20 protein-coding genes are annotated in these 25,781 nt (G+C 42.4%); 8 read left to right on the top strand and 12 right to left on the bottom strand.

The genetic code is table 11. From position 1 onward, the window contains the following. Nucleotides 1-100 precede the first annotated feature (100 nt). A complete protein-coding gene (locus tag MUS1_RS15045; protein WP_051436384.1) occupies nucleotides 101-2,125 on the top strand; it encodes a TonB-dependent receptor domain-containing protein in 2,025 nt (674 codons plus the stop codon). Nucleotides 2,126-2,217: 92 nt separating this feature from the next. Here MUS1_RS15045 and MUS1_RS15040 read toward each other — a convergent pair whose 3' ends face one another. The 9 genes from MUS1_RS15040 to dksA form a co-directional block, all read right to left on the bottom strand. Continuing rightward, nucleotides 2,218-2,619 carry a RidA family protein gene (locus tag MUS1_RS15040; RefSeq protein WP_036163938.1) on the bottom strand — a complete coding sequence of 134 codons (402 nt, stop codon included), beginning with the start codon at nucleotides 2,617-2,619 and terminating at the stop codon, nucleotides 2,218-2,220. Nucleotides 2,620-2,929: 310 nt separating this feature from the next. Next, a complete protein-coding gene (gene pgi / locus MUS1_RS15035) occupies nucleotides 2,930-4,576 on the bottom strand; it encodes a glucose-6-phosphate isomerase (protein ID WP_036163936.1) in 1,647 nt (548 codons plus the stop codon). 64 nt (nucleotides 4,577-4,640) lie between these two features. Continuing rightward, entirely contained in the window at nucleotides 4,641-5,492 is an 852-nt protein-coding gene (gene panC, locus MUS1_RS15030) for a pantoate--beta-alanine ligase (RefSeq protein WP_036163934.1), read from the bottom strand. After that, the gene (gene panB, locus MUS1_RS15025) at nucleotides 5,492-6,316 is read right to left on the bottom strand and encodes a 3-methyl-2-oxobutanoate hydroxymethyltransferase (RefSeq protein WP_036163931.1); all 825 of its coding nucleotides are present in this window, start codon (nucleotides 6,314-6,316) and stop codon (nucleotides 5,492-5,494) included. The genes panC and panB overlap by 1 nt, the downstream gene beginning before the upstream one ends. 3 nt (nucleotides 6,317-6,319) lie before the next feature. Beyond that, nucleotides 6,320-6,802: a 2-amino-4-hydroxy-6-hydroxymethyldihydropteridine diphosphokinase gene (folK, locus tag MUS1_RS15020; protein ID WP_211236482.1), complete on the bottom strand. Its 483-nt coding sequence runs from the start codon at nucleotides 6,800-6,802 to the stop codon at nucleotides 6,320-6,322. Between the two features lie 14 nt (nucleotides 6,803-6,816). Continuing rightward, a complete protein-coding gene (pcnB, locus tag MUS1_RS15015; protein WP_036163928.1) occupies nucleotides 6,817-8,265 on the bottom strand; it encodes a polynucleotide adenylyltransferase PcnB in 1,449 nt (482 codons plus the stop codon). Between the two features lie 561 nt (nucleotides 8,266-8,826). Beyond that, on the bottom strand, nucleotides 8,827-10,221 hold the full coding sequence (locus MUS1_RS15010; RefSeq protein WP_036163926.1) for a sigma-54-dependent transcriptional regulator: 1,395 nt from the start codon (nucleotides 10,219-10,221) through the stop codon (nucleotides 8,827-8,829). Nucleotides 10,222-10,315: 94 nt separating this feature from the next. Next, nucleotides 10,316-11,209, bottom strand: coding sequence for a tRNA glutamyl-Q(34) synthetase GluQRS (gene gluQRS / locus MUS1_RS15005; RefSeq protein ID WP_245595829.1), 894 nt, complete (start codon nucleotides 11,207-11,209; stop codon nucleotides 10,316-10,318). Between the two features lie 20 nt (nucleotides 11,210-11,229). Continuing rightward, nucleotides 11,230-11,664, bottom strand: coding sequence for an RNA polymerase-binding protein DksA (gene dksA / locus MUS1_RS15000; protein ID WP_036163924.1), 435 nt, complete (start codon nucleotides 11,662-11,664; stop codon nucleotides 11,230-11,232). 157 nt (nucleotides 11,665-11,821) lie between these two features. On the opposite strand from dksA, the gene MUS1_RS14995 reads away from it, so the two are divergent. Further along, complete coding sequence (locus MUS1_RS14995; protein WP_084035647.1) at nucleotides 11,822-12,988, top strand: aminotransferase class I/II-fold pyridoxal phosphate-dependent enzyme; 1,167 nt, start codon at nucleotides 11,822-11,824, stop codon at nucleotides 12,986-12,988. A gap of 30 nt (nucleotides 12,989-13,018) precedes the next feature. Here the strand turns inward: MUS1_RS14995 and lptG are convergent, their stop codons facing one another. Both lptG and lptF read right to left on the bottom strand, forming a co-directional pair. Further along, a complete protein-coding gene (lptG, locus tag MUS1_RS14990; RefSeq protein ID WP_036163923.1) occupies nucleotides 13,019-14,080 on the bottom strand; it encodes an LPS export ABC transporter permease LptG in 1,062 nt (353 codons plus the stop codon). 5 nt (nucleotides 14,081-14,085) lie between these two features. Then, nucleotides 14,086-15,210: an LPS export ABC transporter permease LptF gene (lptF, locus tag MUS1_RS14985; RefSeq protein WP_084035646.1), complete on the bottom strand. Its 1,125-nt coding sequence runs from the start codon at nucleotides 15,208-15,210 to the stop codon at nucleotides 14,086-14,088. A 122-nt stretch (nucleotides 15,211-15,332) separates the two neighbouring features. Between lptF and MUS1_RS14980 the strand changes: the two genes are divergently transcribed. From MUS1_RS14980 to MUS1_RS14965, 4 genes are all read left to right on the top strand, one after another. After that, the gene (locus MUS1_RS14980) at nucleotides 15,333-16,793 is read left to right on the top strand and encodes a leucyl aminopeptidase (RefSeq protein ID WP_036163921.1); all 1,461 of its coding nucleotides are present in this window, start codon (nucleotides 15,333-15,335) and stop codon (nucleotides 16,791-16,793) included. A 234-nt stretch (nucleotides 16,794-17,027) separates the two neighbouring features. Beyond that, on the top strand, nucleotides 17,028-17,366 hold the full coding sequence (locus MUS1_RS14975) for a hypothetical protein (protein ID WP_036163918.1): 339 nt from the start codon (nucleotides 17,028-17,030) through the stop codon (nucleotides 17,364-17,366). Nucleotides 17,367-17,492: 126 nt separating this feature from the next. Further along, nucleotides 17,493-20,276: a valine--tRNA ligase gene (locus tag MUS1_RS14970; RefSeq protein WP_036163916.1), complete on the top strand. Its 2,784-nt coding sequence runs from the start codon at nucleotides 17,493-17,495 to the stop codon at nucleotides 20,274-20,276. 78 nt (nucleotides 20,277-20,354) lie between these two features. After that, nucleotides 20,355-20,612, top strand: coding sequence for a cold-shock protein (locus tag MUS1_RS14965; RefSeq protein ID WP_036163959.1), 258 nt, complete (start codon nucleotides 20,355-20,357; stop codon nucleotides 20,610-20,612). 1 nt (nucleotide 20,613) lies between these two features. Here the strand turns inward: MUS1_RS14965 and MUS1_RS14960 are convergent, their stop codons facing one another. Then, nucleotides 20,614-21,036, bottom strand: a complete 423-nt coding sequence (locus MUS1_RS14960; RefSeq protein WP_036163915.1) for a CBS domain-containing protein — start codon at nucleotides 21,034-21,036, stop codon at nucleotides 20,614-20,616. A 111-nt stretch (nucleotides 21,037-21,147) separates the two neighbouring features. Here MUS1_RS14960 and tadA point away from each other — a divergent pair, with 111 nt between their 5' ends. Continuing rightward, the gene (gene tadA / locus MUS1_RS14955; protein WP_036163912.1) at nucleotides 21,148-21,636 is read left to right on the top strand and encodes a tRNA adenosine(34) deaminase TadA; all 489 of its coding nucleotides are present in this window, start codon (nucleotides 21,148-21,150) and stop codon (nucleotides 21,634-21,636) included. A gap of 116 nt (nucleotides 21,637-21,752) precedes the next feature. Beyond that, nucleotides 21,753-25,652, top strand: a complete 3,900-nt coding sequence (gene purL, locus MUS1_RS14950) for a phosphoribosylformylglycinamidine synthase (RefSeq protein ID WP_036163910.1) — start codon at nucleotides 21,753-21,755, stop codon at nucleotides 25,650-25,652. The last annotated feature ends 129 nt before the right edge of the window (nucleotides 25,653-25,781 follow it).

Raw genomic sequence — 25,781 nt, 5'->3', positions numbered from 1 at the left:
GTTGGCAAATGTAACAGATGTAAAAGACATTCACTTTCCTTACATAAAACAGATAATACCTGGCATCAAATGTTAATAGTTATCATTTATAGAGGTATTTATGTTTTCTCGTCATTTATTTTCAAAGACCATCTTGGCTATTGCCATTTCTCAAGCCGCTTTATCTGGAATCGCTATTGCCGAAGAAAGTACCGTACTTGATGAATTGAAAATTGAAGGTCGTGCTATCACAGAGCTTGACCAAGAAATTACAGCACAAGACATTGAAAAGAACCAAGCTAGTAGCCTAGAAGACTTATTTCGTAATACGAGCGAAGTAACCGCAGGTGGTACAACTAACATAGGTCAAAAAATTTATGTCCGAAATATTGGTGAAGACTCTTTAAATATCACCGTCGATGGTGCTGAGCAAGCTGGTGGTGTATTCCACCATGCAGGCCGTATTACAATAGAACCTGAATTATTAAAGCGCGTTGAAGTAGAGGCTGGTGCAGCTAATGCAACGTCAGGACCTGGCGCATTGGGTGGTTCTGTTCGCTTTGTTACTAAAGATGCCAGTGATTTATTAGATAACGATCAAAATGTTGGTGCTTTGCTAAAGTCCACATTCAGTAGTAATGGTGGTGGAATAAAAAATAGTATTACTGCATATGGACGCACTGAATCAGGTAAAACTGAAGGGTTAGTTCATATCAATAGCTCTAATAATGACAACTACGATGATGGTAATGGAGATGAATTAAGAGGGACTGATTTAGATGAAAATCTCGGCTTCGCAAAAATTAAAACTCAACTCACCGAAGAGCAGGATCTCTCTTTAAGTTATGAATCACTAAATAAAGCTGGTGATATGCCATATAAACCAGAGCTTGCTGTCAACGATTTAAGTGGTAATTTAGAGAACAACGTAAGTCCTTCGGAAAGCGAACGAGAAACCATCACGCTAAACTATAATTTTACAGATCTTGAAAGTGACCTAATAGATAGCCAAGTTACTGTATACCAAACTAAAAGTTATTTAGGTGCGACAAGTGCACTATATGGTTTCAGTGAAGGTTATGTGGAAACAGCAGGTATTACACTACAAAATACAAGTTTAATAGAAAACCATGAGTTAACTTATGGTTTAAACTACCGAGATGATGAAAGTAATTTTAATAACGGTTCTAATGTTGAAACTGGAAATGTTACAGGTTTATACATACAAGATAATATTAATATCAGTGATCAATTAACTATTTCGACTGGTGTACGGTATGACCAATATAAAGTAGAAAGTGTCGCTGATGAAAGTGTAAGTGAAGGTGGTTTTTCTCCTAATATTGGAGCAGTTTTTCAGTTTACTGACCATTTAAATATCGCAGCAAACTACTCTCAAGCTGTGCGTGGGCCGGAAATTAGAGATTCATTTAAGTTAGATTCAGGTATAACGTATAGTGACGATATCACCGTAGAAACAGCAACAAATACAGAAATGAGTATCAACTACAATAAAGATTCATTAGCTATTAACGCAGGCGTATATGAATCAGTTATAGATGGTGCTATTGGTTTAGAAGATTCAAATGGCTACGAAGTTCCTTGGGGGGGAATTTACGATAACTACGAACAAGCTATTAAAACTACTGGATTTTACTTAGATATTACTTATCAGCTAGAAAAACTAACAGCAGGTCTTCATTATCATAGTGCTGAAACCACGCATAATGATATGACGGTGACTCGTTACTCTCATAGTTCAACAGCAAATTCTATCGGTGATACTTTAGTTTTAAGTCTTGACTATCAGGTAAGTAATTCATTTGAAGGGGGTTGGTCTGTAGAAATTGTTAAGGGTATAAATAATATTGACCAATCATTTACATATTTATCTAGTGGTGTAGAAACGACCGAAACAGTAAGAGTCGATAAGCCAGGGTATGTCGTGCACAATATCTACGCTAAATGGTTACCTTTGAAAGATGACCAACTAACGATTTCTCTTACTATTAATAATCTATTTGATGAACAGTACTTGAGCCATGCAGCTGTAGAGGATTATACAGCTTACTCTGGTTATGATGCGATTATAGGTCAAGCTGCTTCAGGCCGTGATATTCGCTTAAGTGCTGCACTGAAATTCTAGTGATTAGTAAACAATAATAGTTGCCTTTTACGCCAGCTCTTATCTCATAAGAGTTGGCGTTTTTTATTGTTTAAGGTTCGATTAATTAAAAATCATCTAGCAACTTTGGCTGTTGCTTCTATTTCAATGAGTGTGTCTGGGGATGCCAAAGATGCGACGCCGATACCAGTAAGAGCAGGGCGTGATGTGCCTAATGTATTTGCAATAATGGGTACGATAATTTCCATATAATCTGCAGCCTCGCCACGAACATAAACACGTAATTGTAAAATATTTTCGACTGATGAGTTGGCAGCCTCTAAAACAGCAATGACATTTTTTGCCGCGTTTATTGTTTGTGTTTCAATGTCATTACTATTGGATAGGGAATCCGTATCCCAATCTACTTGCCCTGATATAAAGATTAAGCCGGTGTCTGTATCGATTGTAGCCTGTGACATGCCTATTTCTTTTCCATCGTATAAAGATGCTGGGTTAATGTGTTTAATTGTCATGTGTACCTCATTTAGTGTTTTAAAGAGGCACTAGAGTAGAGGTAAGTGTTTTTCTTAGCGACCAAGTTTGTCTTGTTACTGATACAAGGTTCTTTATTATTTGTTGGAAAAGCGCTTATGAGTAATGTCGAGTATCCAGCGAATTAAAGGGTCATGTTTTGCACTTGGATGATAAGCGGCGACTTACATGAAAACTTCGTTTTCAACGGCACATTACGTTGTGTTCATGATGCTCTATGATGTTTGCAGAGATAAATAAAAACACCAGCCTCGGCTGGTGTTTTTATTTCAATGTGAGAAAGCTAATTGTTTAAGACTGAGCTTTCTTAAACGCTTCTATCAATGCTTGAGTCGAGGCATCTAAGCCGCTGTTGTCGCTGTCGCTAACAAGGCGGTTGAAGATGTCTGTTCCCAATACTTTACCAAGCTCTACGCCCCATTGGTCGAATGAGTTGATTCCCCAAATCGTACCTTGTACAAACGTACGGTGCTCATAAAGGGCGATCAATGCACCAACTGTGGCGGGTGTCATTTTATCCGTTAATAGAGTGTTACTTGGGCGATTGCCTTTAATCACTTTGTGCGGTGCGATGGCGTCTATTTGCTCAGCCGTTGCGCCGGTATCACGAAGTTCTTGCTGTGCTTGCTCAAGGGTTTTACCGACCATAAGCGCTTGAGACTGGCTTAGGCAGTTGGCAAACAATTGTGCGTGGTGGTCGCCAATTGGGTTGTGACTTGCTAGTGGCGCAATGAAATCCACAGGAACAAGACGTGTACCTTGATGCAATAATTGGTGATAAGCGTGTTGGCCGTTTGTACCAGCGCCACCCCAAATGATTGGAGCAGTGTCTGTTTCTACGCCGTCGCCATTTAATAGGTTCGCTTTACCATTACTTTCCATATCGAGCTGTTGGATGTGAGCTGGCATGGCGCGTAGGTAATGATCATAAGGAATCAAAGCGTGAGTTTGTGCATTGTGGAAGTTGATATACCACACGCCTAAAGTGCCCATGATAACGGGTAGGTTTTTTTCGAATGGTGCTGTGCGGAAATGCTCATCCATTTGGTGGGCGCCATCCAGTAAAGCGTAGAAGTTGTCCATACCAACGGCAATGGCAATGGGTAACCCAATCGCTGACCAAAGCGAATAACGACCGCCAACCCAGTCCCACATTGGGAAGATATTTTCTTCCGCCATGCCGAATTCGACCGCTTTTTTTACGTTCGAGCTAACTGCTGCGAAGTGTTTACTTACTGTCTCTTGAGAACCGCCATTTGCTAAAAACCAGTCACGTGCTGCGTTGGCATTAGAAAGCGTTTCTAGTGTGCCAAAGGTTTTTGATGCCACAACAAAAAGTGTGGTTTCTGGGTTCATTTGCTTTAGCTTGCCAGTGATGTCGGAACCATCAATGTTCGCCACAAAATGCACTTTCACTTGTTCTTGAGCGTAAGGTGTTAATGCTTCTGCAACGACTTTCGGTCCAAGGTAAGAGCCACCGATACCGATAGAAACCACGTCTGTGATGTTTTTGCCGCTGTAACCTTTCCATTCGCCGCTGTGCAGTTGTTCAACAAATTTTTCCATTTGCTTTAGCGTAGAGCGAACTTCGTCTAAGACATTAATACCATCAACTATAAGTGATTCTTGAGCTTGACTGGCACGAAGGGCGATGTGCAGTACAGAGCGGTCTTCTGTGTTGTTTATGTGTGCGCCAGTGAACATGCCTTTGATGGCGGTTTCTAATCCTGCTTCTTTTGCTAAATCAGTAAGCAGAGAGAAGGTTTTTTCATTAGCACGGTTTTTTGCGTAATCTAAAGTCCATCCTGCGGCGTGAGTGGTGTATTTCTCCGCGCGTTTTGAATCCGTTTCAAACAAGGATTTCATATCAACAGAGTTTATCTCTTGTTGATGGTCTGCTAGTTTTTTCCAAGCAGTCAGTTTTGTGGGTGAGCCCATTGCAATCTCCCTAGTTTGTTGAGACCGTGCAGCATGTGCGTGCAACGCTCTCACTGAAAGTGAATTATTCTAGATCAAGTCGCAGGTTATCAATTAAACGTGCGTTGCCTAGGTATGCCGCAGCCAAAATGACTAGGCGTTTCTCTTCCTCTGACGGTGTTTGTAAATTATCTTGTGCGCGGATTTCAAAATAATCACGACGGAAACCAGCCGCTTCAAGCTTCTGTTGAGCTTGTTCGCGAATGTCCTCGTGACTCGCACTGTTTGTTATGAGCGCCTCTTTCGCCCATAACAGGGTTTGATACATCGTTGGTGCGATGCGTCTTTCTTCTTCTGTTAAATAACCATTACGAGAGCTCATGGCGAGGCCGTCATCGTTACGTGCGGTGTCGACACCAATAACACGTACGTTAGAGCTTAGGTCGCGGATCATGTCTTCAATGACTTTTAACTGTTGGAAATCTTTGTTGCCGAATATAGCGCAGTCTGGTTGAACCATATTGAATAGTTTGGTTACAACTGTCGAAACCCCCACAAAATGCCCTGGACGAGAAGCGCCACAAAGGATGTCAGAAATGCCGACTACCTCGATTTGTGTTTGACTGCGTTTGCCATCTGGGTACATTTCTAGCGCATCAGGAGCAAACAGATAATGACAGCCGTTGGCTTCAAGAACGCGTTTGTCTTCTTCCAACGTTTTTGGGTAGCGTTCTAAATCGCTTTGATCCGAAAACTGCATTGGGTTGACGAAGATCGAGGAAACAATGACTTCACCTTCTTCTTTTGCTTTGCGAATCAGTGACATGTGACCGTCATGCAGGTTGCCCATGGTAGGGACAAAAACGATGCTTTTATCTTGTAGTCGTTCTACTTTTAAAGCAGCACGAAGTTCGGCAACTGTGTGAAAAGTTTTCATTATTTAAATCCGTGCTCTGAGCCTGGGAATGTACTGTCTTTTACTTCTTTAACATAGGCTTCAAAGGCTTCTGTCACGTTGCGACCATCGGTCAAAAAGTTTTTAACGAACTTTGGAGTGTGTCCTAAATTGATGCCTAGCATGTCATGCAATACTAAAACTTGGCCGTCAGTGTGAGGGCCAGCACCAATGCCGATCGTTGGAACAGGAACCGCTTCGGTAAGTAGCTTGCCCAATTCAGTCGGAATGCATTCGTACAGTAAAATATCGGCTCCAGCAGCAACCAAATCAAGAGACTCTTGCAATAACAAGTCGGCAGCGTCTTGGCTTTTACCTTGGACTTTGTAGCCACCTAGTTTATGGACAGACTGAGGGGTTAAACCTAAATGAGCACAAACTGGAATGCCGCGCTGGCTCAATAGTTTAATGGTGTCGGCTAACCAACTACCGCCTTCTAGTTTCACCATGTTCGCACCGGCTTGCATGAGCTTTGCTGCATTATCAAGTGCTTGTTCAGGTTTGCTGTAACTCATAAACGACATATCAGAAAGAATGAAAGCGTTGGTATTACCGCGTTTTACTGCTGCTGTGTGGTAGCACATATCTTCGATAGTGACTGGAAGTGTGCTGTCTTGGCCTTGGATAACCATACCTAAAGAGTCGCCGATTAAAATCGTTTCGACGCCAGCAACATTCATGACGTGAGTAAATGATGCGTCGTAGGATGTAAGGCAGGTAATCTTCTCTTTATCCGCTTTCATTTTCTTGAGCGTAGAGAGAGTGACAGGTTTCGTAAGCTTTTTTTGTGAGTTATCTGAATACATATTTTATACTTCTTTGATAAAAACCAAATCGTTGGTATCAAGTTGGTGTAACTGCTCAGCAACTGTTTTTCCGTTTGCTAAGAGCCTATCTGGAGCAAGGTCATTAAGTGGACACATAACAAACCCTCTTTCTAACATGTAAGGGTGAGGTACCGTTAACCGAGGGTGTTGTATTTCCTCGGAGCCATACAATAGCAGATCTAAATCAAGGGTGCGCGGCCCCCAATGACGTTCTCTTATTCGACGTTGTTTTTGTTCGATGCTTTGTAATAAATCGAGAAGGGCAATAGGAGGAAGTTTAGTTTTAAAAGATGCAACCGCATTAATATAGTCAGGCTGATCTTGAGGACCAACAGGCTTGCTGCCATAAATTGAAGAAACACGAAAAGCGTATAAGCTATCGTGTTTCTTTAGGGTCTCAATCGCACGATCAAGTTGTGCTATTGGGTTTTCAAGATTGCTGCCGAGGCCAATATAAGCTTGTATCACAGCGTACCCTCTTATTCGCTAGCGGCTTCGCTTGGCGAATTTGTCTCTGTTGTTGGTCCATTGCTTTTTCTACGACGACGCGGGCGACGTTTTTTCGGGCCTTCTTTATCACTGGTGCGAACATCAATGTTTTTAATCAACTCTCTCTGCTTGCTTTCAGTAGCGTGTTGGAAGGCTTCCCACCAATCTCCTAAGCCATCTAATTGCGTACCGCTGAGTTCTCGGATAAGTAAGAAATCAAACCCGGCACGGAAGCGCGGGTGATCTAGCAGTAGAAAGGCACGTTTTCCGTAACGCTTTGGTAGTCGGAATTGCATATCCCAAATTTCACGCATTGGTGTAGAGAAACGACGAGGAATTGCAGTTGATGCCACTTGATTGTCGAGCACCATATTAGCGGCTTGATGCAACGCTGGCGTTGTTGGCATGCCTTGCGCTTCGAATTCTTCGTGACGTAATACAACACTTGGCCAAAGTAAAATGGCGTATAAGAAATAAGGCGCAGTGGTTTTGTCGTTTTGAATGCGATCATCTGTGTTTTTCAAACCTTGCAGAATAAACGCTTCAGGGTTTATGTCATCTCGCTTCCAGCCGCTTTGTAGTAATGCATCTGTGTCTGGAAATAAATAGCGGAACAAGCCGTATTTACGCAATAGAGCAAAGGTTTCTATGCCATTGCCGCTGCCAAGCAGTTTTAATACTTCTTCAAACAGACGGGCTGGTGGAATGTGATCCAATAAATGCGCCATTTCTTTGATGGGCGCTGCGGTAGAGGCTTCTATTTCGAACCCTAATTTACCCGCAAAACGAATTGCACGTAACATGCGCACTGGGTCTTCTTGGTATCGTTGACGAGGGTCGCCAATGATGCGAATTACTTTGTCTTCAATGTCTTTTAATCCACCACAGAAATCGTGAATGCTGAAGTCTTTAACATTGTAATAAAGTGCGTTGAAAGTGAAGTCACGACGTTCAGCGTCTTCTTCGATGCTACCGTAGACATTATCGCGTAAAACAATGCCGTGTGTTGAGCGGGCAGAGTCTTTACCTTTTAATGATGTCTGAGGTGTACTTTCATTGTCGTCTTGAGTAGAGCCTGCTCTAAAAGTAGAAACTTCAATGATTTCGCGTCCAAAGGTGACGTGAACGAGTTTGAAGCGTCGGCCAATGAGCCTAGAGTTGGAAAAGGTCGCATGAACTTCTTCTGGTGTGGCGTTAGTTACCACATCAAAATCTTTTGTTTTTGCACCAATGATATGGTCTCGAATACAACCACCGACAAGGTAAGCGTCGTAGCCAGCTTTATTTAGGCGATACAGTACTTTGACGGCATTTGGGCTCAAATCTTGTCGAGATAAGCTGTGTTGGCTGCGAGGGATGACGATAGGGTAAGTCTGCGCCTGTGGTGAGGCAAACAGAGAGGTAGCTTTACGTACCAGAGATTTAAATCCTGTAAGCATTGGACAACAAATTTTTATAAGTTAACGAAAATGGCATTCTACACGTGATAGAGCAAAGTTACACGGGTAATGGTCTTGTTTAAATGAATTTGGTGTGTTGGTAGAAGAGATAGGTTAGAGCGATTATTTTATTTTCTGATTAGAAAATAAAATAATCGCTTTGGATACATGAAGATACTAGTTCCGAAAACAAAGTCAGTGCTGCTTCTGCAGTTCTACTTAAATCTTATTTTTATTATTGCATTGTTTTCATTGCCCGAGGGCTGGCATATCTAAAAAGATCAATTATCCAAAGCGATTTTCCATCCACGACCTCAAATTTTATTTTTATTTGAAGAGGTCATGGTGTTCTTATCTTTTATTTTTGTTTTTAAGAACCTACATCCGACGATTAACTTATTTTTATTCTTTGCCAATCTTCTTATCGTTGTGACATATATAAGGCATTTCTTGTGCCAAAAATAATAAAGCACTGATTTAGTTAAGTTTTATGAAAATGTTGTTCGTTTTTTTTACAATATTGGTATTTCATTTTGGGTATTATAGTATCAGGTGTTACCGTTACTCTGTTACTTTTTTTGGTATTAGTAGTTTTTGTCGTCGTTCCCATAGGCTTTTTCTTGATATGCCCAAAGAGTGTGCAAGTTGTGTCTCTGTCATCTTGTGTTGGTGCGTAAGGACGAAGTGTTTTAGGTAGTCGTCCAGTGTTGTGCCTTGTAGTTGCAGTGTGTTTTGCTCAAAAGTGCTGTTTGCTGTACTTGTGTGTTTTTGCTGGTCAGCGAGTTTTAGATTGGCTGCCTCAATTTTGTCAATAGGGCTTAAAATAACGGCTCTTTCTATTGCATTTTCAAGCTCTCGAACGTTGCCAGGCCAATGGTGTGAGCGAATGGCTTTGTCGAAAGTGCGATTGTAATGATAGGCTGGTTTACCGTGCTTCTGGCAAGTTTTTTCGAGTATCACTTTGGCAATCATGGATATGTCGTCCCCTCGTTCTCTGAGAGGGGGGAGTAATAGTTCCATTACATATAAACGGTAATATAAATCCTCTCGAAATAGTCCCTGTCTCACCATGTCAAATAAGTCTCTGTGAGTTGCGGCGATAAGACGAATGCTGACTTTTTTGTATTCAGTGGCACCAACTCGACGAACTTCACCTTCTTGTAAGACTCTTAATAGCCTGGCCTGAGCTTCGAGAGGTAGCTCACCTATTTCATCAAGAAATAATGTGCCTTTGTCGGCGGTTTTAATTAAACCGTCATGGGCGGTGGTCGCGCCAGTAAAGGCGCCTTTCTCATGACCAAATAATTCAGACTCTATTAGATTTTCTGGGATGGCGGCGCAGTTAATGCTAACAATCTGATTATGCTTCCTCAGGCTGGCGTTATGTATGGCTTTGGCTACTAGTTCTTTACCTGTCCCAGACTCTCCTCGAATAAGTGTTGTGGCGTCTGTGGCAGCGATTTTTTTAATGTCTATGAACAGGTCTAGCATGGGTGGGCATTGTCCAATAATGGCGCTGCCTGGGGTGCCTAATGGTAGGGCTTCTTCTGTTGTGTCTGTATTGGCAAAAAGAGTCGGTGTTTGAGTCGATATTTGTTCACTTACCTCTCTATGCTCCAAAGTATTTACCACATGCTTCAGTAGAGTTTCTGGGTCGGTAGGCAGCGGAAGATAGTAGGCAGTCCCAAGAGACATGCTGTGTGTGCCTGTGCTCAAGCTAGGTTTTGCATCCAATACAATGCGACGAGGTGTATTTGGAAGTTCTGTCGCACCGCCACTCAGGTCGTTAATGATTTCTTGATCAATTAGCAGTAAATCAAATTCACTCAGTTCGTAGTATTTCTCAATTTGCTCTAGTGAGTTCCCCATGTTTACTTGAAAACCGTACCGAGATAGCCATTTTTCAGATTCTTTGAGTAAGGAGTTGTCTGGGCAGATAATCATAATGCTGTGCATAAGTTGTCACCTATTGTTACTAGTGTAACGATTATACACATTAGGCTGCAAAATGGTCGAGATGTGGAATATCTGTTTAAAAGGAAGTGAAAGATTAAGAAATGAAGTGTTGGTCTTGTGGTTCAAGGGGGAGCGATTTTACCCCGTAAAGTGTGTTTGGATTCCATTGTTTTATGGCTAGGGAGAGAGCTTCTGATATAGATGACGGTGAATTTAAATCGATATTTAGATAATGCAAAGCTCGAAGAAGGGTGAGTAGATGCCCGTTTTCTATTGGTTTTGCGTGATTTTGTTTGCTGATTTTTTCGCCACAAGTGTTAGTGATGAGTGGAATATGACAAATATTTGGTGGTGTCCATTCAAATAAATCATATAGGTAAAGTTGTTGAGCCGTTGTTTCGATTAAATCAGCGCCTCTCACAAGATGGGTAATGTTTTGTCGATGGTCATCTACAACAACAGCAAGCTGATAAGAAAAGTAACCATCTTTTCTTTTTAGTACTGGGCAATTATTTTTTAGGTCATCTGCAAAGTTTAAGCTTCCCTGAATCGGGTCTTCATACTGATATAGTAAGTTACTGGTTTTTAATCGCCAAGAATGTAGTTGGTTGGCTGTACTTTTGCACACGTCAGGATGATTGCCATTGTTTTGCGTGAGAAATTGGCGCGTGCAATTGCATGGGAAGACGAGCTGCTGGTTTTTTAGTGTTGAGAGATGTTGCTCGTATAGTTCTGAGCGGTGACTTTGTGCTATGACGGTTTCGTCAGAAAAGAGTTTGTAGCTGCTGAGGGTGTTGAGTATTTGTTCTGAAAAATATTTTTTGCAGCGAGTTCCATCTACATCTTCAATGCGAATAAGCCAATCACCTTGGTTTTTTTTTGCATCCAAGTAGCTCGCTAACGCACTGACTAGCGAGCCAAAATGGAGTGGGCCGGTTGGCGAAGGCGCAAAACGGCCACGATACAAGGTCGACAAAGAATTTGGCACTGCTGTTAGACGCTAATGCGTTAGCCGCCGATTTGTCTTTCTTTGATTTCAGCCAGTGTTTTGCAATCAATACACATGGTTGCTGTTGGGCGGGCCTCTAAACGGCGAATGCCGATTTCAATGCCACACTCTTCACAATAGCCGTAATCATCAGAATCGATTAGTTCAACCGTCTGAGAAATTTTCTTAACCAACTTGCGTTCACGATCTCGAGCACGAAGTTCTAGGCTGAACTCTTCCTCTTGGCTGGCACGATCGTTTGGATCTGCATAGTTTACCGCCTCTTCTTTCAGGTGGTTTACTGTGCGATCAACTTCTTCCATTAAGTTTTGTTTCCAGTTAAGCAGGATACTTTTAAAGTGCGCTAACTGGTTTTCGTTCATGTATTCTTCGCCGTCCTTAGCAACATAAGGAGTGAAGTCTTTCATTAATGAATCTGGATTCATTTTTGGCATGTGCATAGCCTCACTTCGCAGGTATCCATTGTGGTAACCTGTAAACGATAAGATTAGGTGGTTTATTTTCGGCCGGAAACTTACCAGATAATTTGATGGTTAACCACATATTTTGTGCAAAATGTTACGATTTTTTAAATAAGGCAGAGAATGTTGAATGAAAAAGCATAAGTTGGCAGCAAGAGTTGAGCAAATTGCTCCTTTTCAAGTGATGGCTATTTTGGCTCGCGCCAAGGCGTTGGCGCTTCAGGGTGAAGATGTGATTCATCTTGAAGTTGGTGAGCCGGATTTTGTTGCTATTGAGTCCGTCGGCAAAGCCGGAATGCAGGCTATAGAAGAGGGCAATACAGGCTATACCTCAGCGACAGGTTTGCCAGAATTGAAGTCTGCTATCAGTGATTATTATGCTTCTCGTTATCAAGCAACTGTGTCACCGGAACGCATTATTGTCACGTCCGGCGCATCTGGGGCGCTTTTGTTGATGGCTTCCTTAATGGTTGATGTTGGCGAAGAGGTTCTCATGCCAGACCCTTGTTACCCGTGTAATCGTCATTTTTTGGTTCAAGTTGGCGCGAGTGCTAAATTAGTTGAAACCGAAGCTAGCAAAGGGTTCGAAATGGATTTGGAGGATTTATCGAAGAATTGGAGTGAAAAAACATCCGGTCTTTGGTTGGCGTCTCCGTCTAATCCGACAGGTGCGGTGTTGAGTAAAGAATACATCTCGCAAGCTTGGCAAAAGGTGCAAGAGCAAGGCGGTCATTTACTGGTTGATGAAATATACCAAGGTCTCGTTTACGAGGGAGAGGATTTTTCGGCGCTATCTATTGATGATGATATTTTTGTTATCAACAGTTTTTCAAAATATTTTGCTATGACAGGTTGGCGATTGGGTTGGTTAGTGGTGCCTGAGTGGGCGATAGAAGGTGTGACCAAATTGGCTCAAAATCTATTCATCTCTGCTCCAAGTGTTTCTCAGCATGCAGCGATCAGTGCTTTTACGCCAGAAGTGTTGGAAGAATGTGAAGAGCGACGTCAAATTATGAACATTCGACGATTGGTTTTACTTGAAGGTCTGGAGCAGATTGGGTTGCCTATTGTTGCACCGGCACATGGCGCATTTTATGTTTATGTCGATGTTTCGAATGTTACTGATGATGCTATGGCTTGGTGTTTGGCATTGCTAGAGGAAGAAAAGGTAGCGTTAACGCCGGGTGCGGATTTTGGTATCAAGGATGCCCAAAAATACGTTCGTTTTGCTTACACCTGTGATGGACCAAGATTGCAAGAAGCCTTATCGAGAATTGCTAGGTTTATAGCAACGTAAAGGCTTCTGAAAGTGACGCCGAGATTATGTTTAGCCTCGGCGTCGCATTAATACAAGTCCAGCAAGTAGGCAAATAGCAATAGGGATGCTTACGCCAATGGCTGGTGGAAAGTCGATCGCCACACTCATTCGCCCAAATAAATTCAAGGCATTTTGAAATGCTAAGCCTATTAATACGCCTGAGAAAATACGTCCGCCCATTGTAGATGACCTTAATGGCCCAAACACGCTTGATAGAGCAACAAGTACCAAGGCAAGAGATGCTATTGGGCGAAGAGCGGTTATCCAAAACTCTAGTTCGTATTGAGAGGCGTCAAGATGTTGTTGGCGTAAGTATTGTTGGTAGTTCATTAGTTGACTCAAGGATAAGGAATCAGGTTCTTGAGAGGCTAAAAACAGATGCTCTGGCATTATACTAACTCTCCATTCTGAGCGATCAATGCTGGTTGTTTCAATATGATCGGGGTAGAAAGTTGTTTCTGTAACCGTATTTAATTGCCACAGTGAACCTTCAATATGTTGTGCGCTGGCTGCGTTTTTGACATGGGTTAGCTCTTGGTTCTCAGGTGAGAAAATTTGTATACCATAAAGTTTGCCTTCTCTATCTGCAGCATCAATGTAGACAAAGTTGTTATCCGCTTTTAGCCAAACCCCACCAGTTAACGAAAATGTGTCGTTTTTTTGATCCTGAAATTTTTCTATCAAGTTTGCTTTTTGTGCTGCAACGGGAGCAACGAACTCTGAAATCCCCATGCCCAGCAAAGATACCAATACAATTGGCTGGCAAGCGGCGAAACCGATGCGCCAAATTGGCATGCCTGCTGCTCGCATAACCGTCAACTCAGATGTCGCGGCCAATGTGCCAAGTCCCATTAATGTGCCGATGAGTGAGGCGATCGGAATGTATTCTGCTAGCCTTCCGGGTAAGCGCAGGGAAATAACTTGGAGTAGTGATTGGATGGTGTAGTTATCATTTACTTTTTTGATTTGTTCAATAAAGGTTAGAGCAAAATCCAAACCAAGCAATACAACTGTAACAACTAAAAATGACCATAAAACGCTGCTGGCGATGTATTTATCTATTTTTTTCATAGGAATTACTCGCTTGAGCTTGATTTAGATGTGTTAGGTAATCGCGCTTTGCGGCGTTCAAATACTTGGTTGTATTGAGTAAACAAAACGGCTGCAATAAGTACAAATATGCCGTGAATCCACCAAAGACCGAGCTGGATAGGGAGTTTGCCTTTTTCTAAGCCTGTGCGTCCCCAAATCAATAGTGCAATATAAAGAATCATTAATAAAATAGCAGGCAGCATTTTGAAAAAACGCCCTTGTCTTGGGTTTACTTGGCTTAATGATAAGCCAATAATCGCAAGAACCGGAATGATGACAACAAGTGAAATACGCCATTGCAATTCGACCTTATCAAGAAGCTTTGTGCTTTTAATAAGATCCATTGTGCTTTTTGTGTAGGCTTCATCAATTGCATCATTTTCTTTGTTTTCCATGCGAACAGCATAAGTGTCGAATTGAGTAATACGATAATTGGCTGTGCCTGGTTTGCCTTCATAGCGGGTGCCGTTTTTGAAAACGAGATAGTTTTCATTATTTTCTGAGCTGACTCGAATTTGTTCTGCATAATCCGCAAACATTTGTGTCTGGATGTTTTTGTCTTTTTTATTAGCGACGCCAGATATAAATATGTTGTTTACCCACCCTTCTTCAGGTGTAAAACTTTCTATATAAGTGGTGCGTTGACCGCTACCTTCAAAACGTCCAGGTATAAGTAAGTCAAAGGCAGATATTTTACTCTGTGCTTGAGATGCTTCTGCCGCGCGATATTCACTAAATGGAGCGAGCCAGAAATTAATTCCTCCACTTATTAGACCTATAATACAGGCAATGCCTAGAGTGTAGCCTGCCAATTTGATTTTGCTTATGCCGCTAGAAAAAAGTACTGACATTTCATTTTCTATATACAAACGACCGAATGTGAGTAATAAGGACAGGAAGAAGGCCAGAGGCATGATCATTTGGATAAAGCTTGGGATATGGTAGCCAAGAATGACGAAAAGGAATTCGAAAGTCATTTTTCCTTCTGTGACACGCCCTAAATATGATGATAAGCGGCCGCTTAGTATTACTAGCAATAAAATTAGCGTGACGCCAGCTGTTGACACCAGCACTTCTTTCGCTAAGTATCTGAATAGTCTCAAAGTCACCTCTGGATGAATATCGCTTTTTAAGCGTAGAGTTGATTACATATTTAAAGCCCCCATTATCTCGCGGTAAGAAGAACATTATCCAGTTTTTTTTAAAAAGTTATTTTTTTGAGGAATTTTCCATGAATATGGCGTTATTTGATCGCTTATCTACAGTCCAAGCTGATTTGCTTGTTGCGTTTGTCCCTAGCGAGGGTGATTTTTCTGAATCGACGGCTTGGGTAGATGAAAGTTCTGCCGGACAAGTTTCTCAGTTGCGTGCAACGGGTGTCTTCAAAGGAGGTGTAGCACAAACTTTACTACTACCAAGTCTGACTCAAGATTTTGCTCAAGCGGTATTATTAGTTGGCATAGGTAAAGACGCTGAAATGAGCGATATGCAGGCTCGTAAAGTAGTTGCGGCTGTTGCTGCTCAGATAAAAGGTCTACCTTATGAGTCTGTTGCGTTAGCCAGTGCATCACTTATATTGAAGAAGCGTTCATCATCAGATGTTACTGCTTTGGTTGCTCAGTGGCTCAATGAAGGCTTTTATAATTTTCTTGGTTTCAAACAAGATGACGCTAGCAAAGCAACGAAAGTCGAATCTTTGCTTATTGAAGGTGCAGACGAAGCGGCTCTAGCAATTGGTACGGCAACTGCAAGTGGTTCAGCCTTTGCTCGTCAGCTTGGCAATTTACCTGGTAACGTTTGTACGCCAAGTTATTTAGCGTCGAAAGCTCAGCATTTAGGTGAAGAATATGGAATCGACGTTGAGTTGCTAGACGAAAACAAAATGGACGAGTTAGGCATGCATTGCCTATTGTCTGTGGGTCGTGGCAGTGATCAGCCAAGTTATTTGATCGTGATGCATTATCGTGGTGGCGAAAAAGACGAAGCGCCTCATGTATTGCTAGGGAAGGGTATTACTTTTGATACTGGTGGTATTTCTTTGAAGCCTGGTCCTAAGATGGACGAGATGAAATACGACATGTGTGGTGCGGCAAGTGTCTTTGGTACGATGAAAGCGATCTGTGAGTTGAAACCAACGCTGAACTTTACGGCAGTTATTGCTGCAGCAGAAAATATGCCAAGCAGTCGAGCTACTAAACCGGGCGATATTGTTAAAACTATGTCTGGTCAAACGGTTGAAGTTCTAAACACCGATGCAGAAGGACGTTTGGTATTGTGCGATGCGTTGTCTTATATTGAGCGCTTTAAACCGAAATCTGTTGTGGATATTGCCACTTTGACTGGTGCTTGTGTTGTTGCTCTAGGTAGCGTTAACTCTGGCATGTACGCCAATGATGATGATTTGGCCGCAGAATTAAAATCGGCAAGTCAGACTGCCGCTGATAAGATTTGGCAAATGCCGTTAGACGAAGAGTATCAGCAACAGTTGGACAGTAACTTTGCAGATATCGCAAACATCGGTGGGCCTGAAGCAGGTTCTGTAACAGCGGCTTGCTTCTTGTCTCGCTTTACGGGCTCTTATCCTTGGGCTCATTTGGATATTGCTGGTACGGCTTGGGCTGGTGGCGCGACAAAAGGTGCAAGTGGTCGCCCTGTTGCTTTGTTAACTCGTTACTTGTTAGCTAAAGCATAATCCACCCGAATTGAAAAATGATCTTAAAGGCAGCGATGATTTTATCGCTGCCTTTTTTTTGTCGAAGTGTTAACTCGATCAAGGTATTATTTTCCTCTGATTGTTTTGGTTTGCTCGGTGAGTGAGGGTGGACTTTTACGGTCTTCGGTGCGAAAGTTGAAGTAATAAATGAGTGGTTGGGAGTTTAATGAGCTCAGCTGTTGTGTTTTGTATTCTTAATATTGGTTTTTTTCTATGTCAGATTTAGCTGCTCATCATGAAAATGATGCTCTTGAGCCAGATGAAGAAACCTTGATTTCAGCCCTACGAAATCAAGATGATATCCCTATATTGATGGATATTGTTGCTGAGCAGGTAGCGGCTTGCGCCAGTCAAGAGGATTACTTAGTTCAGACCCTTGATGAATCGGATTATGAGAAAAAGTCAGAGGTAACGGACACTTTATCTAGTGACCTTTCACAAGAACTCATCGCAAAAACTATTACCAGCGTCCTTGAACGGCGTTTACCAGAATTGGTTTCAGAAGTGATACAAACCTTGTACTCGTCTGATGCTACTATCAAAAAAGATTAATTTTCTGTGTGTTTTACACACGGATGATACGTTTAATAGTGCACATGTTATTTTTTATCTTGTTTCGACAAGTTATAATTCTGCAAAATCAAATTGACCGCTACATAAGAGCTTTAAGACACCATAATGGAAAAGACTTACCAACCACAAAGTATTGAAAAACCCATTTATCAACGTTGGGAAGAAGGTGGCTATTTCGCACCTCAAGGCAACGGTTCTCCTTTTTCTATCATGATCCCACCGCCAAATGTCACCGGTAGTCTTCACATGGGGCACGCATTTCAGCATACCTTAATGGATGCCATGATTCGTCGTGAGCGCATGAAAGGCAGCCGCACATTATGGCAGCCAGGTTGTGACCATGCTGGTATCGCGACACAAATGGTTGTAGAGCGTCAGTTGGCGGCTGAAAACCAGACTCGTCATGATCTTGGACGTGAGAAATTCCTTGAGAAAGTATGGGAATGGAAAGATCAGTCTGGCGGTACTATTTCAGATCAGATGCGAGTTATGGGTGACTCCGTTGCGTGGGATAAAGAGCGTTTCACGATGGATCCAGGTATGTCTGCGGCGGTTCAAGAGGTATTCGTTCGTCTTTATGATGAAGGCATTATTTATCGCGGCCAGCGCTTGGTCAATTGGGATCCGGTTTTACATACAGCTATTTCTGATTTGGAAGTTATCTCCGAAGAAGAAAATGGTTTCATGTGGTATTTCCGCTACCCATTGGCGGATGGCGTGAAAACCGAAGATGGCAAAGATTATATTGTGGTTGCTACAACTCGACCAGAAACTATGTTTGGTGATGCGGCGGTTGCTGTCGCGCCAGATGATGAGCGTTTTGCTGCGCTTGTTGGTAAAGAAATTGAATTACCATTGGTTGGTCGTCGTATTCCCATTGTTGCGGATGAATATGTCGATAAAGAGTTTGGTACAGGTTGTGTGAAAATTACACCTGCTCATGACTTTAATGATTATGAAGTTGGCAAACGTCATGACATGCCGTTGATTAATATTTTAACGGACGATGCAGCTATCAACGACGTAGCGCCAGAAAAATATCGTGGAATGGATCGCTTTGATGCACGTAAAGCGGTTGTTGCAGATTTTGATGCGTTAGGTTTACTTGAAAAAATAGCGGATCATAAATTGAAAGTGCCTCGCGGTGAGCGTGGTAATACCGTTATCGAGCCTTATTTGACTCAGCAATGGTATGTTGCTGTTGAATCATTGGCTAAGCCTGCTATTGAAGCGGTTGAAAATGGCGACATTCAGTTTGTTCCTAAGCAATGGGAAAATACTTACTTTGCTTGGATGCGTGACCTAAATGATTGGTGTATTTCTCGTCAGCTTTGGTGGGGGCATCAAATCCCGGCTTGGTACGATGCAGACGGTAAATTTTATGTGGGCAAAGACGAGGAAGAAGTTCGAGCTAAATACAGTTTGTCGGCAGACATTGAATTAACACAAGACGAAGATGTTTTAGATACTTGGTTTTCTTCTGCACTATGGACTTTTGCAACGCAAGGTTGGCCTGAAGAAACTCAGGATTTTAAAGAATTTAGTGAATCTGATGTATTGGTAACAGGTTTCGATATTATTTTCTTCTGGGTTGCCAGAATGATCATGATGACATTGAAATTCACAAATAAAGTCCCTTTCAAAACGGTTTACATTACCGGCCTTATTCGTGATGAGCGCGGCGATAAGATGTCTAAATCGAAAGGTAACGTAATCGATCCTTTGGATTTGATTAATGGTATCGATATCGAATCTCTTGTTACGAAACGTACTTACGGCATGATGCAGCCACGTTTGGCGGCTAAAGTAGAGAAAAACACCCGTGAGACTTATCCTGAAGGTATTCAGTCTTACGGCACAGACGCTTTACGTTTTACACTTTGTTCTTTAGCGTCTGGTGGTCGTGACATTAAGTTCGACCTAAATCGTTTGGAAGGTTACCGTAATTTCTGTAATAAAATTTGGAATGCGACTCGCTATGTTTTGATGAACACAGAAGATCAAGATTGTGGTCAGAACGGCGCGGATGTTGAATTGTCTCTTGCGGATAAATGGATTATTTCACGTTTACAGCACGCTGAAGATGCGGTAAATCGTGCTTTTGAAACGCATCGTTTTGATCTGGCTGCTCAGGCGCTTTATGAGTTTATGTGGCATGAGTACTGTGATTGGTATTTGGAATTATCTAAGCCTGTACTTTGGGATGAAAATGCGACAGCTGCTCAATTGATGGGTACACGTCGGACCCTAGTTCGAATTTTAGAGGCTTTCTTGCGTTTAGCTCACCCAATGATGCCTTTCTTGACGGAAGAAATTTGGCAGCGTATTGCACCTTTGGCTGGAGTAAGTGGCGATACTATTATGGTTGCCCAATACCCAGAGGCAGAGGGAAGCAAAAAAGATGCAGAAGCGGAAGCGGATGTAGAATGGCTAAAAGGTGTTATTGAGGGGGTTCGTAATATTCGAGGTGAAATGAATATTTCCCCTTCTAAGCCTTTGGCTGTTCTGTGTCGTAATGGTTCTGGCCAAGACAAAATACGTCTTGATGCTAATTTAACCTTCCTACAAACCTTAGCGAAATTAGATACGGTTACTTGGTTGGCAGCTGGTGACGAAGCGCCTATGTCTGCGACGGCTTTGGTTGGCGATATGGAAGTCTTGGTTCCAATGGCGGGTCTTATTGATAAGGATGCAGAGCTAGCGCGTCTACAAAAAGAAATCGATAAGTCATCCAAAGAGCTTCAACGTATACAAGGCAAATTATCAAATGATAGCTTTGTGGCTAAGGCGCCAGCAGAAGTCGTTGAGAAAGAGCGAGCTAAATGTGATGACTTGCAGCTAACTGTTAGTAAATTGGAAGAGCAAAAAACGAGTATTGAATCTTTATAAATAGATAAAGGTTAGTGGTCAATGTTGATCGCTAACCTTGCGCTTACTTTAATAAAAATAAAAAAAGAGGCGAAGGTAATGGAGCGATTAACTGGAAAAGTTAAATGGTTTAATGATGCTAAGGGAATTGGTTTCATTAAAAGAGAAACGGAAAGTGATGTGTTTGTGCATTACAAATCGATTGCTTGTAATGGTCATAAGACGCTTAGAAAGGGTCAGGTTGTAAATTTTGAGTTATCGGAAACCGACTTTGGTGTGCAAGCGTTGGATGTCCATATAGAGAAAGAAGAGCAGCTTGCACCTTCGTCCTCTAATGAGCAGCTCGAAAGTGCTTAGCTTAAATCGATTCTTTGAGCATTTTGTTAGCCAGTTTAACGAAATCGACGGGTGTTAGTATGCCGACAAGCTTGTTATCGTGAGTGACGGGTAAGCATCCATATTTATTTTCGATGAAAAATTCAGCAGCTGCACTTAATTCCATGTCAGGGCTTACTGTTAGTATGTCTTTGTTCATGGCGTTGGCGATCGGAGTTTGTTGTTCTTTCTTGGATATTTGATGGGTGCCAAATTGGCTAACCAAATGGAATGCGTGGCGTAGATATTCACGCTGCGTTAGCATTCCTACGCATTCCTCTTCATCATTGACGATTGGAATATTTCTGATGTTTTTGTCATGCATCAATTCTTTTGCTTTTGCTAACGAATCATTTTCTTTTAATGTAATTAAACCTTTCGACATTAAATCTGCCACTGTGCGCATAGATAAATCTCCTTGTGTTTATGATCTTATTAAAATTGAGTGTAGAGCGGATTGTGTATGAAAGGCAATCATGTATTTAAAGCAATATAGCTGCCTTGAGGTGGATCAATAATGAAAGATCAAGAATGGATGAAGAGGGCGCTCGAATTGGCGGCTAAGGCAGCGAAAGAAAATGAAATTCCAGTTGGTGCCATTGTTGTTCTTGATGATGAGATTATTGGTGAGGGTTACAATTCGCCCATTTCATTGTGTGATCCAACCGCTCATGCAGAAATTCAAGCGATTCGAACAGCCTGTAAAGCGGTGAATAACTATCGTCTGCCAGGCGCAACCTTGTATGTTACTTTGGAGCCTTGTTCTATGTGTGCAGGGGCGATTGTTCATGCTCGTATTGATCGAGTTGTTTATGCTGCTACTGAGCCAAAAAGTGGTGTTGTCGAAAGTCAGGGGCAATTTTTCAATGCGCCTTTTCTTAACCATCAGGTCAAGGTTGAAAAGGGTATATTGGGTGAAATTGCGTCTTCTCAGCTGACTCAATTCTTCCAATATCGTCGTGAACAGAAAAAGAAGTTGAAAGAATTGGCCAAAAAACCATTTTGAGCTATTTTTTTGTCGATTTTGTGTAGAAATTTCATACTCTGCTAGCCTCTATTTGCCTCATTGATTTAAAATACCCCATCATTTCCCCAAAACTACCAAGTGAGGCAATACTCAACATGCTAACTCTGCATGGTTCCGCTGCGCTATCAGCGTTTCGCAAGGCAAAGTTATTAGCCAATATGCAAGCATCTGTTTCTACAGTAACTGATGTCGATGCACAATTTCTCCATTTTGTGGAGTTGGCTGATAATCAAACGCTTACGGTTGAACAGGATACTGTTCTGCAACGCGTTTTGGCCTATGGTCCTAAATCCTCCCAAGTCAGTTCATCTGATCAAAGTGTTCTTGTTGTTCCGCGTTTAGGAACGATTTCGCCTTGGTCATCGAAAGCAACCGATATCCTCCATAATTGTGGTTTAGTTACCGTATCTCGCGTTGAGCGTGGTGTGGAATACTTTATCCATAGCTCGAAAGCCTTGACGCTTGAAGAGCTAGATTTGTTGTCTGCTATGTTGCATGACCGCATGACTGAAAGTTTGCTCCCGGCATTGAGCGATGCGGCCAGTCTGTTTTCTCATGCAGAACCCGCACCTATGACGAGTGTTGATGTTTTAGGTGGCGGTCGTTCAGCGTTGGTTGAGGCAAACCAAACCTTGGGGCTTGCTCTGGCTGAAGATGAAATCGATTACTTGGTTGATGCCTTTGTTGAGCTTGGTCGTAATCCAATTGACATCGAATTGATGATGTTTGCTCAGGCAAACTCGGAGCATTGTCGTCACAAAATATTTAATGCGTCTTGGACGATTGATGGCGAAGAGCAAGAGCGCTCTTTATTTAAAATGATCAAGAATACGCACGAACACAACCCTGAAGGTACTTTATCTGCTTATAAAGACAATGCGGCTGTGATGGAAGGCCACTTTGCTGGACGTTTCTTTCCAGCACCTGGCACGGGTGAATACGACTTTAGTCAAGAGAATATTGATATCTTGATGAAGGTTGAGACCCATAATCATCCAACGGCTATTTCACCTTTTTCAGGTGCGGCGACCGGTTCTGGTGGCGAAATTCGTGATGAAGGCGCAACTGGTATTGGCTCAAAACCAAAAGCAGGTTTGAGTGGCTATACTGTTTCCGACTTGAAAATTCCCGGTTTTGAACAGCCTTGGGAAAGTTATTACGGCAAGCCTTCTCGTATTGTAACGCCTTTGGATATCATGATTGAAGGGCCAATTGGTGGCGCGGCATTTAATAATGAGTTTGGGCGCCCCAACTTATTAGGTTACTTCCGTACTTACGAGCAAAAAATCCAAGGCGTTTCTCAAGAAGAGGTGCGTGGTTATCATAAGCCAATTATGTTGGCGGGTGGTTTAGGTAATATTCGTCGTGAGCATGTTGAGAAAAAAGAAATTAAAGTCGGCGCCAAGTTAATTGTACTTGGTGGGCCTGCGATGTTGATTGGTCTTGGTGGCGGCGCAGCGTCGTCTATGGCGTCTGCCGATGGTAATGAAGATCTAGATTTTGCTTCTGTACAGCGTGGCAACCCAGAAATGGAGCGTCGTTGTCAGGAAGTGATCGACCGTTGTTGGCAGCTAGGCGATAAAAACCCAATCAGTTTTATTCATGATGTGGGCGCTGGTGGTTTGTCTAATGCATTGCCTGAATTGGTAAAAGATGGTGAACGTGGTGGCAGTTTTGATTTGCGTAAGGTTCTAAATGATGAACCGGGCATGTCACCGTTAGAGATCTGGTGTAACGAGTCGCAAGAACGTTATGTTATGGCGGTTTCTTCTGATCGCGTCGCTGAATTTACTGCGATTTGTGAGCGAGAGCGTTGTCCGTTTGCTATTGTTGGTGAAGCAAAAGAAGAGCTTCATTTAGAAGTAGCAGATGAGCACTTCGGCAATAAGCCTGTTGATTTACCTATGTCTGTTTTGTTTGGTAAAGCGCCGAAAATGCACCGTGAAGCAAACAAAGCTGTTATTGCTGGTGATGATTTTACCGCAGTGGATGTAGATTTGGCTGATGCTGCGAAGCGTGTATTAAGTTTGCCTACGGTGGCCAGTAAAAACTTCCTAATCACTATTGGTGATAGAACGATTACCGGAATGGTTGCCCGTGACCAAATGGTTGGTCCTTGGCAAGTGCCTGTTGCTGACGTTGCTGTAACGACTTCTTCGCTGGAAAGTTATACCGGTGAAGCGATGACCATGGGGGAGCGTACGCCAATTGCTTTGCTTGATGCTCCTGCATCTGGTCGTATGGCGGTAGGTGAGGCATTGACTAACTTAGCGGCTGCGAAAATTACCAAGCGTAATCATATTAAGTTGTCTGCAAACTGGATGGCGGCGGCTGGTCATGAAGGTGAAGATGAAAAACTTTATCAAACAGTCAAAGCCGTTGGTATGGAATTGTGTCCAGCATTGGATATTGCGATTCCAGTGGGCAAAGATTCCATGTCGATGAAGACTGTCTGGAAAGAAAATGGCCAAGAAAAAGCCGTTACGTCTCCTTTGTCTTTGGTGATTACGGCGTTTGCTCCAGTAGCGGATGTTCGTAAAACACTGACACCTGAACTGCAAAACAAAGCAGATACGCGTTTGTTATTGATTGATTTGGGTGCTGGTAAGAATCGTCTTGGTGGTTCCGTTATTGCTCAGGTTTACAATAAACTTGGTAAGCAAGCGCCAGATGTAGACGATGCTGCGGTTTTGGCTGGATTCTTTGATACGACTCAAGCGTTAAACGCAGAAGGTAAGTTACTTGCTTATCATGATCGATCTGATGGCGGTGTTTTTGCGACTCTGACTGAAATGTCATTTGCCAGTCATTTAGGTTTAAATGTCGACCTTGATTCGATAGTTTCAAGTCGCGCGCAAGTTGCTCCGGCACTCTTTAGTGAAGAGTTGGGTGCAGTGATTCAAGTGAGCGAATCGGATGTGGTTGGGGTTGTTGCAACTTACGCAAAAGTGGGTGTGTCTGTTTTACCAATTGCTACTTTGTCTGGCGATGACAGTATTAGTGTTCGTCTTGGTGGTGAAGTGCTACTAGAAGAAACTCGCATTAACTGGCAGCGTATTTGGTCTGAAACGAGCTATCGTGTTCAGGCTTTGCGTGATAATCCAAAGTCAGCTCAAGAAGAGTTCGATGGATTATTGGACGCTAAAGATCCAGGTTTGTCTGCATCGGTTACGTTTGACCTTAATGAAAATGTTGCGGCGGCGTATATTGCGAAAGGGGTTAGACCTAAAATTGCTGTATTGCGTGAACAAGGTGTCAATGGTCAGGTGGAAATGGCCGCTGCTTTCCATAAGGCGGGCTTTGCCCCTGTTGATGTTCACATGAGCGACATCCTCTCTGGTCGTGTTTCTCTTGATGGATTTAACGGTTTGGTGGCTTGTGGTGGTTTCTCTTACGGTGATGTATTAGGCGCAGGTGAAGGTTGGGCAAAATCTATTTTGTTTAATCCAATTGCCCGCGATCAATTTGAATCATTCTTTAAACGTACAGATACTTTTACGCTTGGTGTGTGTAATGGTTGTCAGATGTTGTCGAATCTTCGTGAATTGATTCCAGGTGCTGATCACTGGCCTAAATTTATTCGTAACGAATCTGCCCAGTTTGAAGGTCGTCTTGTTCAGGTGGAGGTTCAGAAATCAAACTCTATCTTATTGGCAGGAATGGAAGGTTCAAGAATGCCAATTGCAGTTGCGCATGGAGAAGGCCAAACTGAATATCGTAATGAAGGTGATATTGCGGAATTGGCTAAGTCGGCTCAAGTGGCTCTTCGTTATGTGGATAACTACGGACAAGCGACAGAGCGTTATCCATTTAATCCAAATGGTTCGGCTGAAGGTGTGACAGGACTAACATCAGAAGATGGTCGAGTGACTATTATGATGCCTCATCCAGAGCGTGTTTATCGTACGGTCCAGCACAGCTGGCATCCAAGCGAATGGCAAGAGCAAGCTCCTTGGTTGCGTTTGTTCCAAAATGCGAGAAAATGGTTGGGTTAGTTTTTTGATTTAAATTGTTAGTTATAAAAGGCCCTATTTACTGAAAAGTAATAGGGCTTTTTTTGTCTGTTAGATTGATTTTCGTTCGTTATTTAATCGATCGGTGTTTGTTTTGATGCTTTATTAACC

This window comes from Marinomonas ushuaiensis DSM 15871 (assembly GCF_000521805.1).
GTDB classification, from domain to species: Bacteria; Pseudomonadota; Gammaproteobacteria; order Pseudomonadales; family Marinomonadaceae; genus Marinomonas; species Marinomonas ushuaiensis.
Note: the sequence above shows the minus strand (reverse complement) of the source record. Positions and strands in the feature narration are given on the sequence as shown.

Coding starts and splice junctions, on each gene's coding strand:
- MUS1_RS15045 (WP_051436384.1), top strand. CDS start 101: ATGTTTTCTCGTCATTTATTTTCAAAGACCATCTTGGCTATTGCCATT.
- MUS1_RS15040 (WP_036163938.1), bottom strand. CDS start 2,619: ATGACAATTAAACACATTAACCCAGCATCTTTATACGATGGAAAAGAA.
- pgi (WP_036163936.1), bottom strand. CDS start 4,576: ATGGGCTCACCCACAAAACTGACTGCTTGGAAAAAACTAGCAGACCAT.
- panC (WP_036163934.1), bottom strand. CDS start 5,492: ATGAAAACTTTTCACACAGTTGCCGAACTTCGTGCTGCTTTAAAAGTA.
- panB (WP_036163931.1), bottom strand. CDS start 6,316: ATGTATTCAGATAACTCACAAAAAAAGCTTACGAAACCTGTCACTCTC.
- pcnB (WP_036163928.1), bottom strand. CDS start 8,265: ATGCTTACAGGATTTAAATCTCTGGTACGTAAAGCTACCTCTCTGTTT.
- MUS1_RS15010 (WP_036163926.1), bottom strand. CDS start 10,221: ATGCACAGCATTATGATTATCTGCCCAGACAACTCCTTACTCAAAGAA.
- dksA (WP_036163924.1), bottom strand. CDS start 11,664: ATGCCAAAAATGAATCCAGATTCATTAATGAAAGACTTCACTCCTTAT.
- MUS1_RS14995 (WP_084035647.1), top strand. CDS start 11,822: ATGAAAAAGCATAAGTTGGCAGCAAGAGTTGAGCAAATTGCTCCTTTT.
- lptG (WP_036163923.1), bottom strand. CDS start 14,080: ATGAAAAAAATAGATAAATACATCGCCAGCAGCGTTTTATGGTCATTT.
- MUS1_RS14980 (WP_036163921.1), top strand. CDS start 15,333: ATGAATATGGCGTTATTTGATCGCTTATCTACAGTCCAAGCTGATTTG.
- MUS1_RS14975 (WP_036163918.1), top strand. CDS start 17,028: ATGTCAGATTTAGCTGCTCATCATGAAAATGATGCTCTTGAGCCAGAT.
- MUS1_RS14970 (WP_036163916.1), top strand. CDS start 17,493: ATGGAAAAGACTTACCAACCACAAAGTATTGAAAAACCCATTTATCAA.
- MUS1_RS14965 (WP_036163959.1), top strand. CDS start 20,355: ATGGAGCGATTAACTGGAAAAGTTAAATGGTTTAATGATGCTAAGGGA.
- MUS1_RS14960 (WP_036163915.1), bottom strand. CDS start 21,036: ATGCGCACAGTGGCAGATTTAATGTCGAAAGGTTTAATTACATTAAAA.
- tadA (WP_036163912.1), top strand. CDS start 21,148: ATGAAAGATCAAGAATGGATGAAGAGGGCGCTCGAATTGGCGGCTAAG.
- purL (WP_036163910.1), top strand. CDS start 21,753: ATGCTAACTCTGCATGGTTCCGCTGCGCTATCAGCGTTTCGCAAGGCA.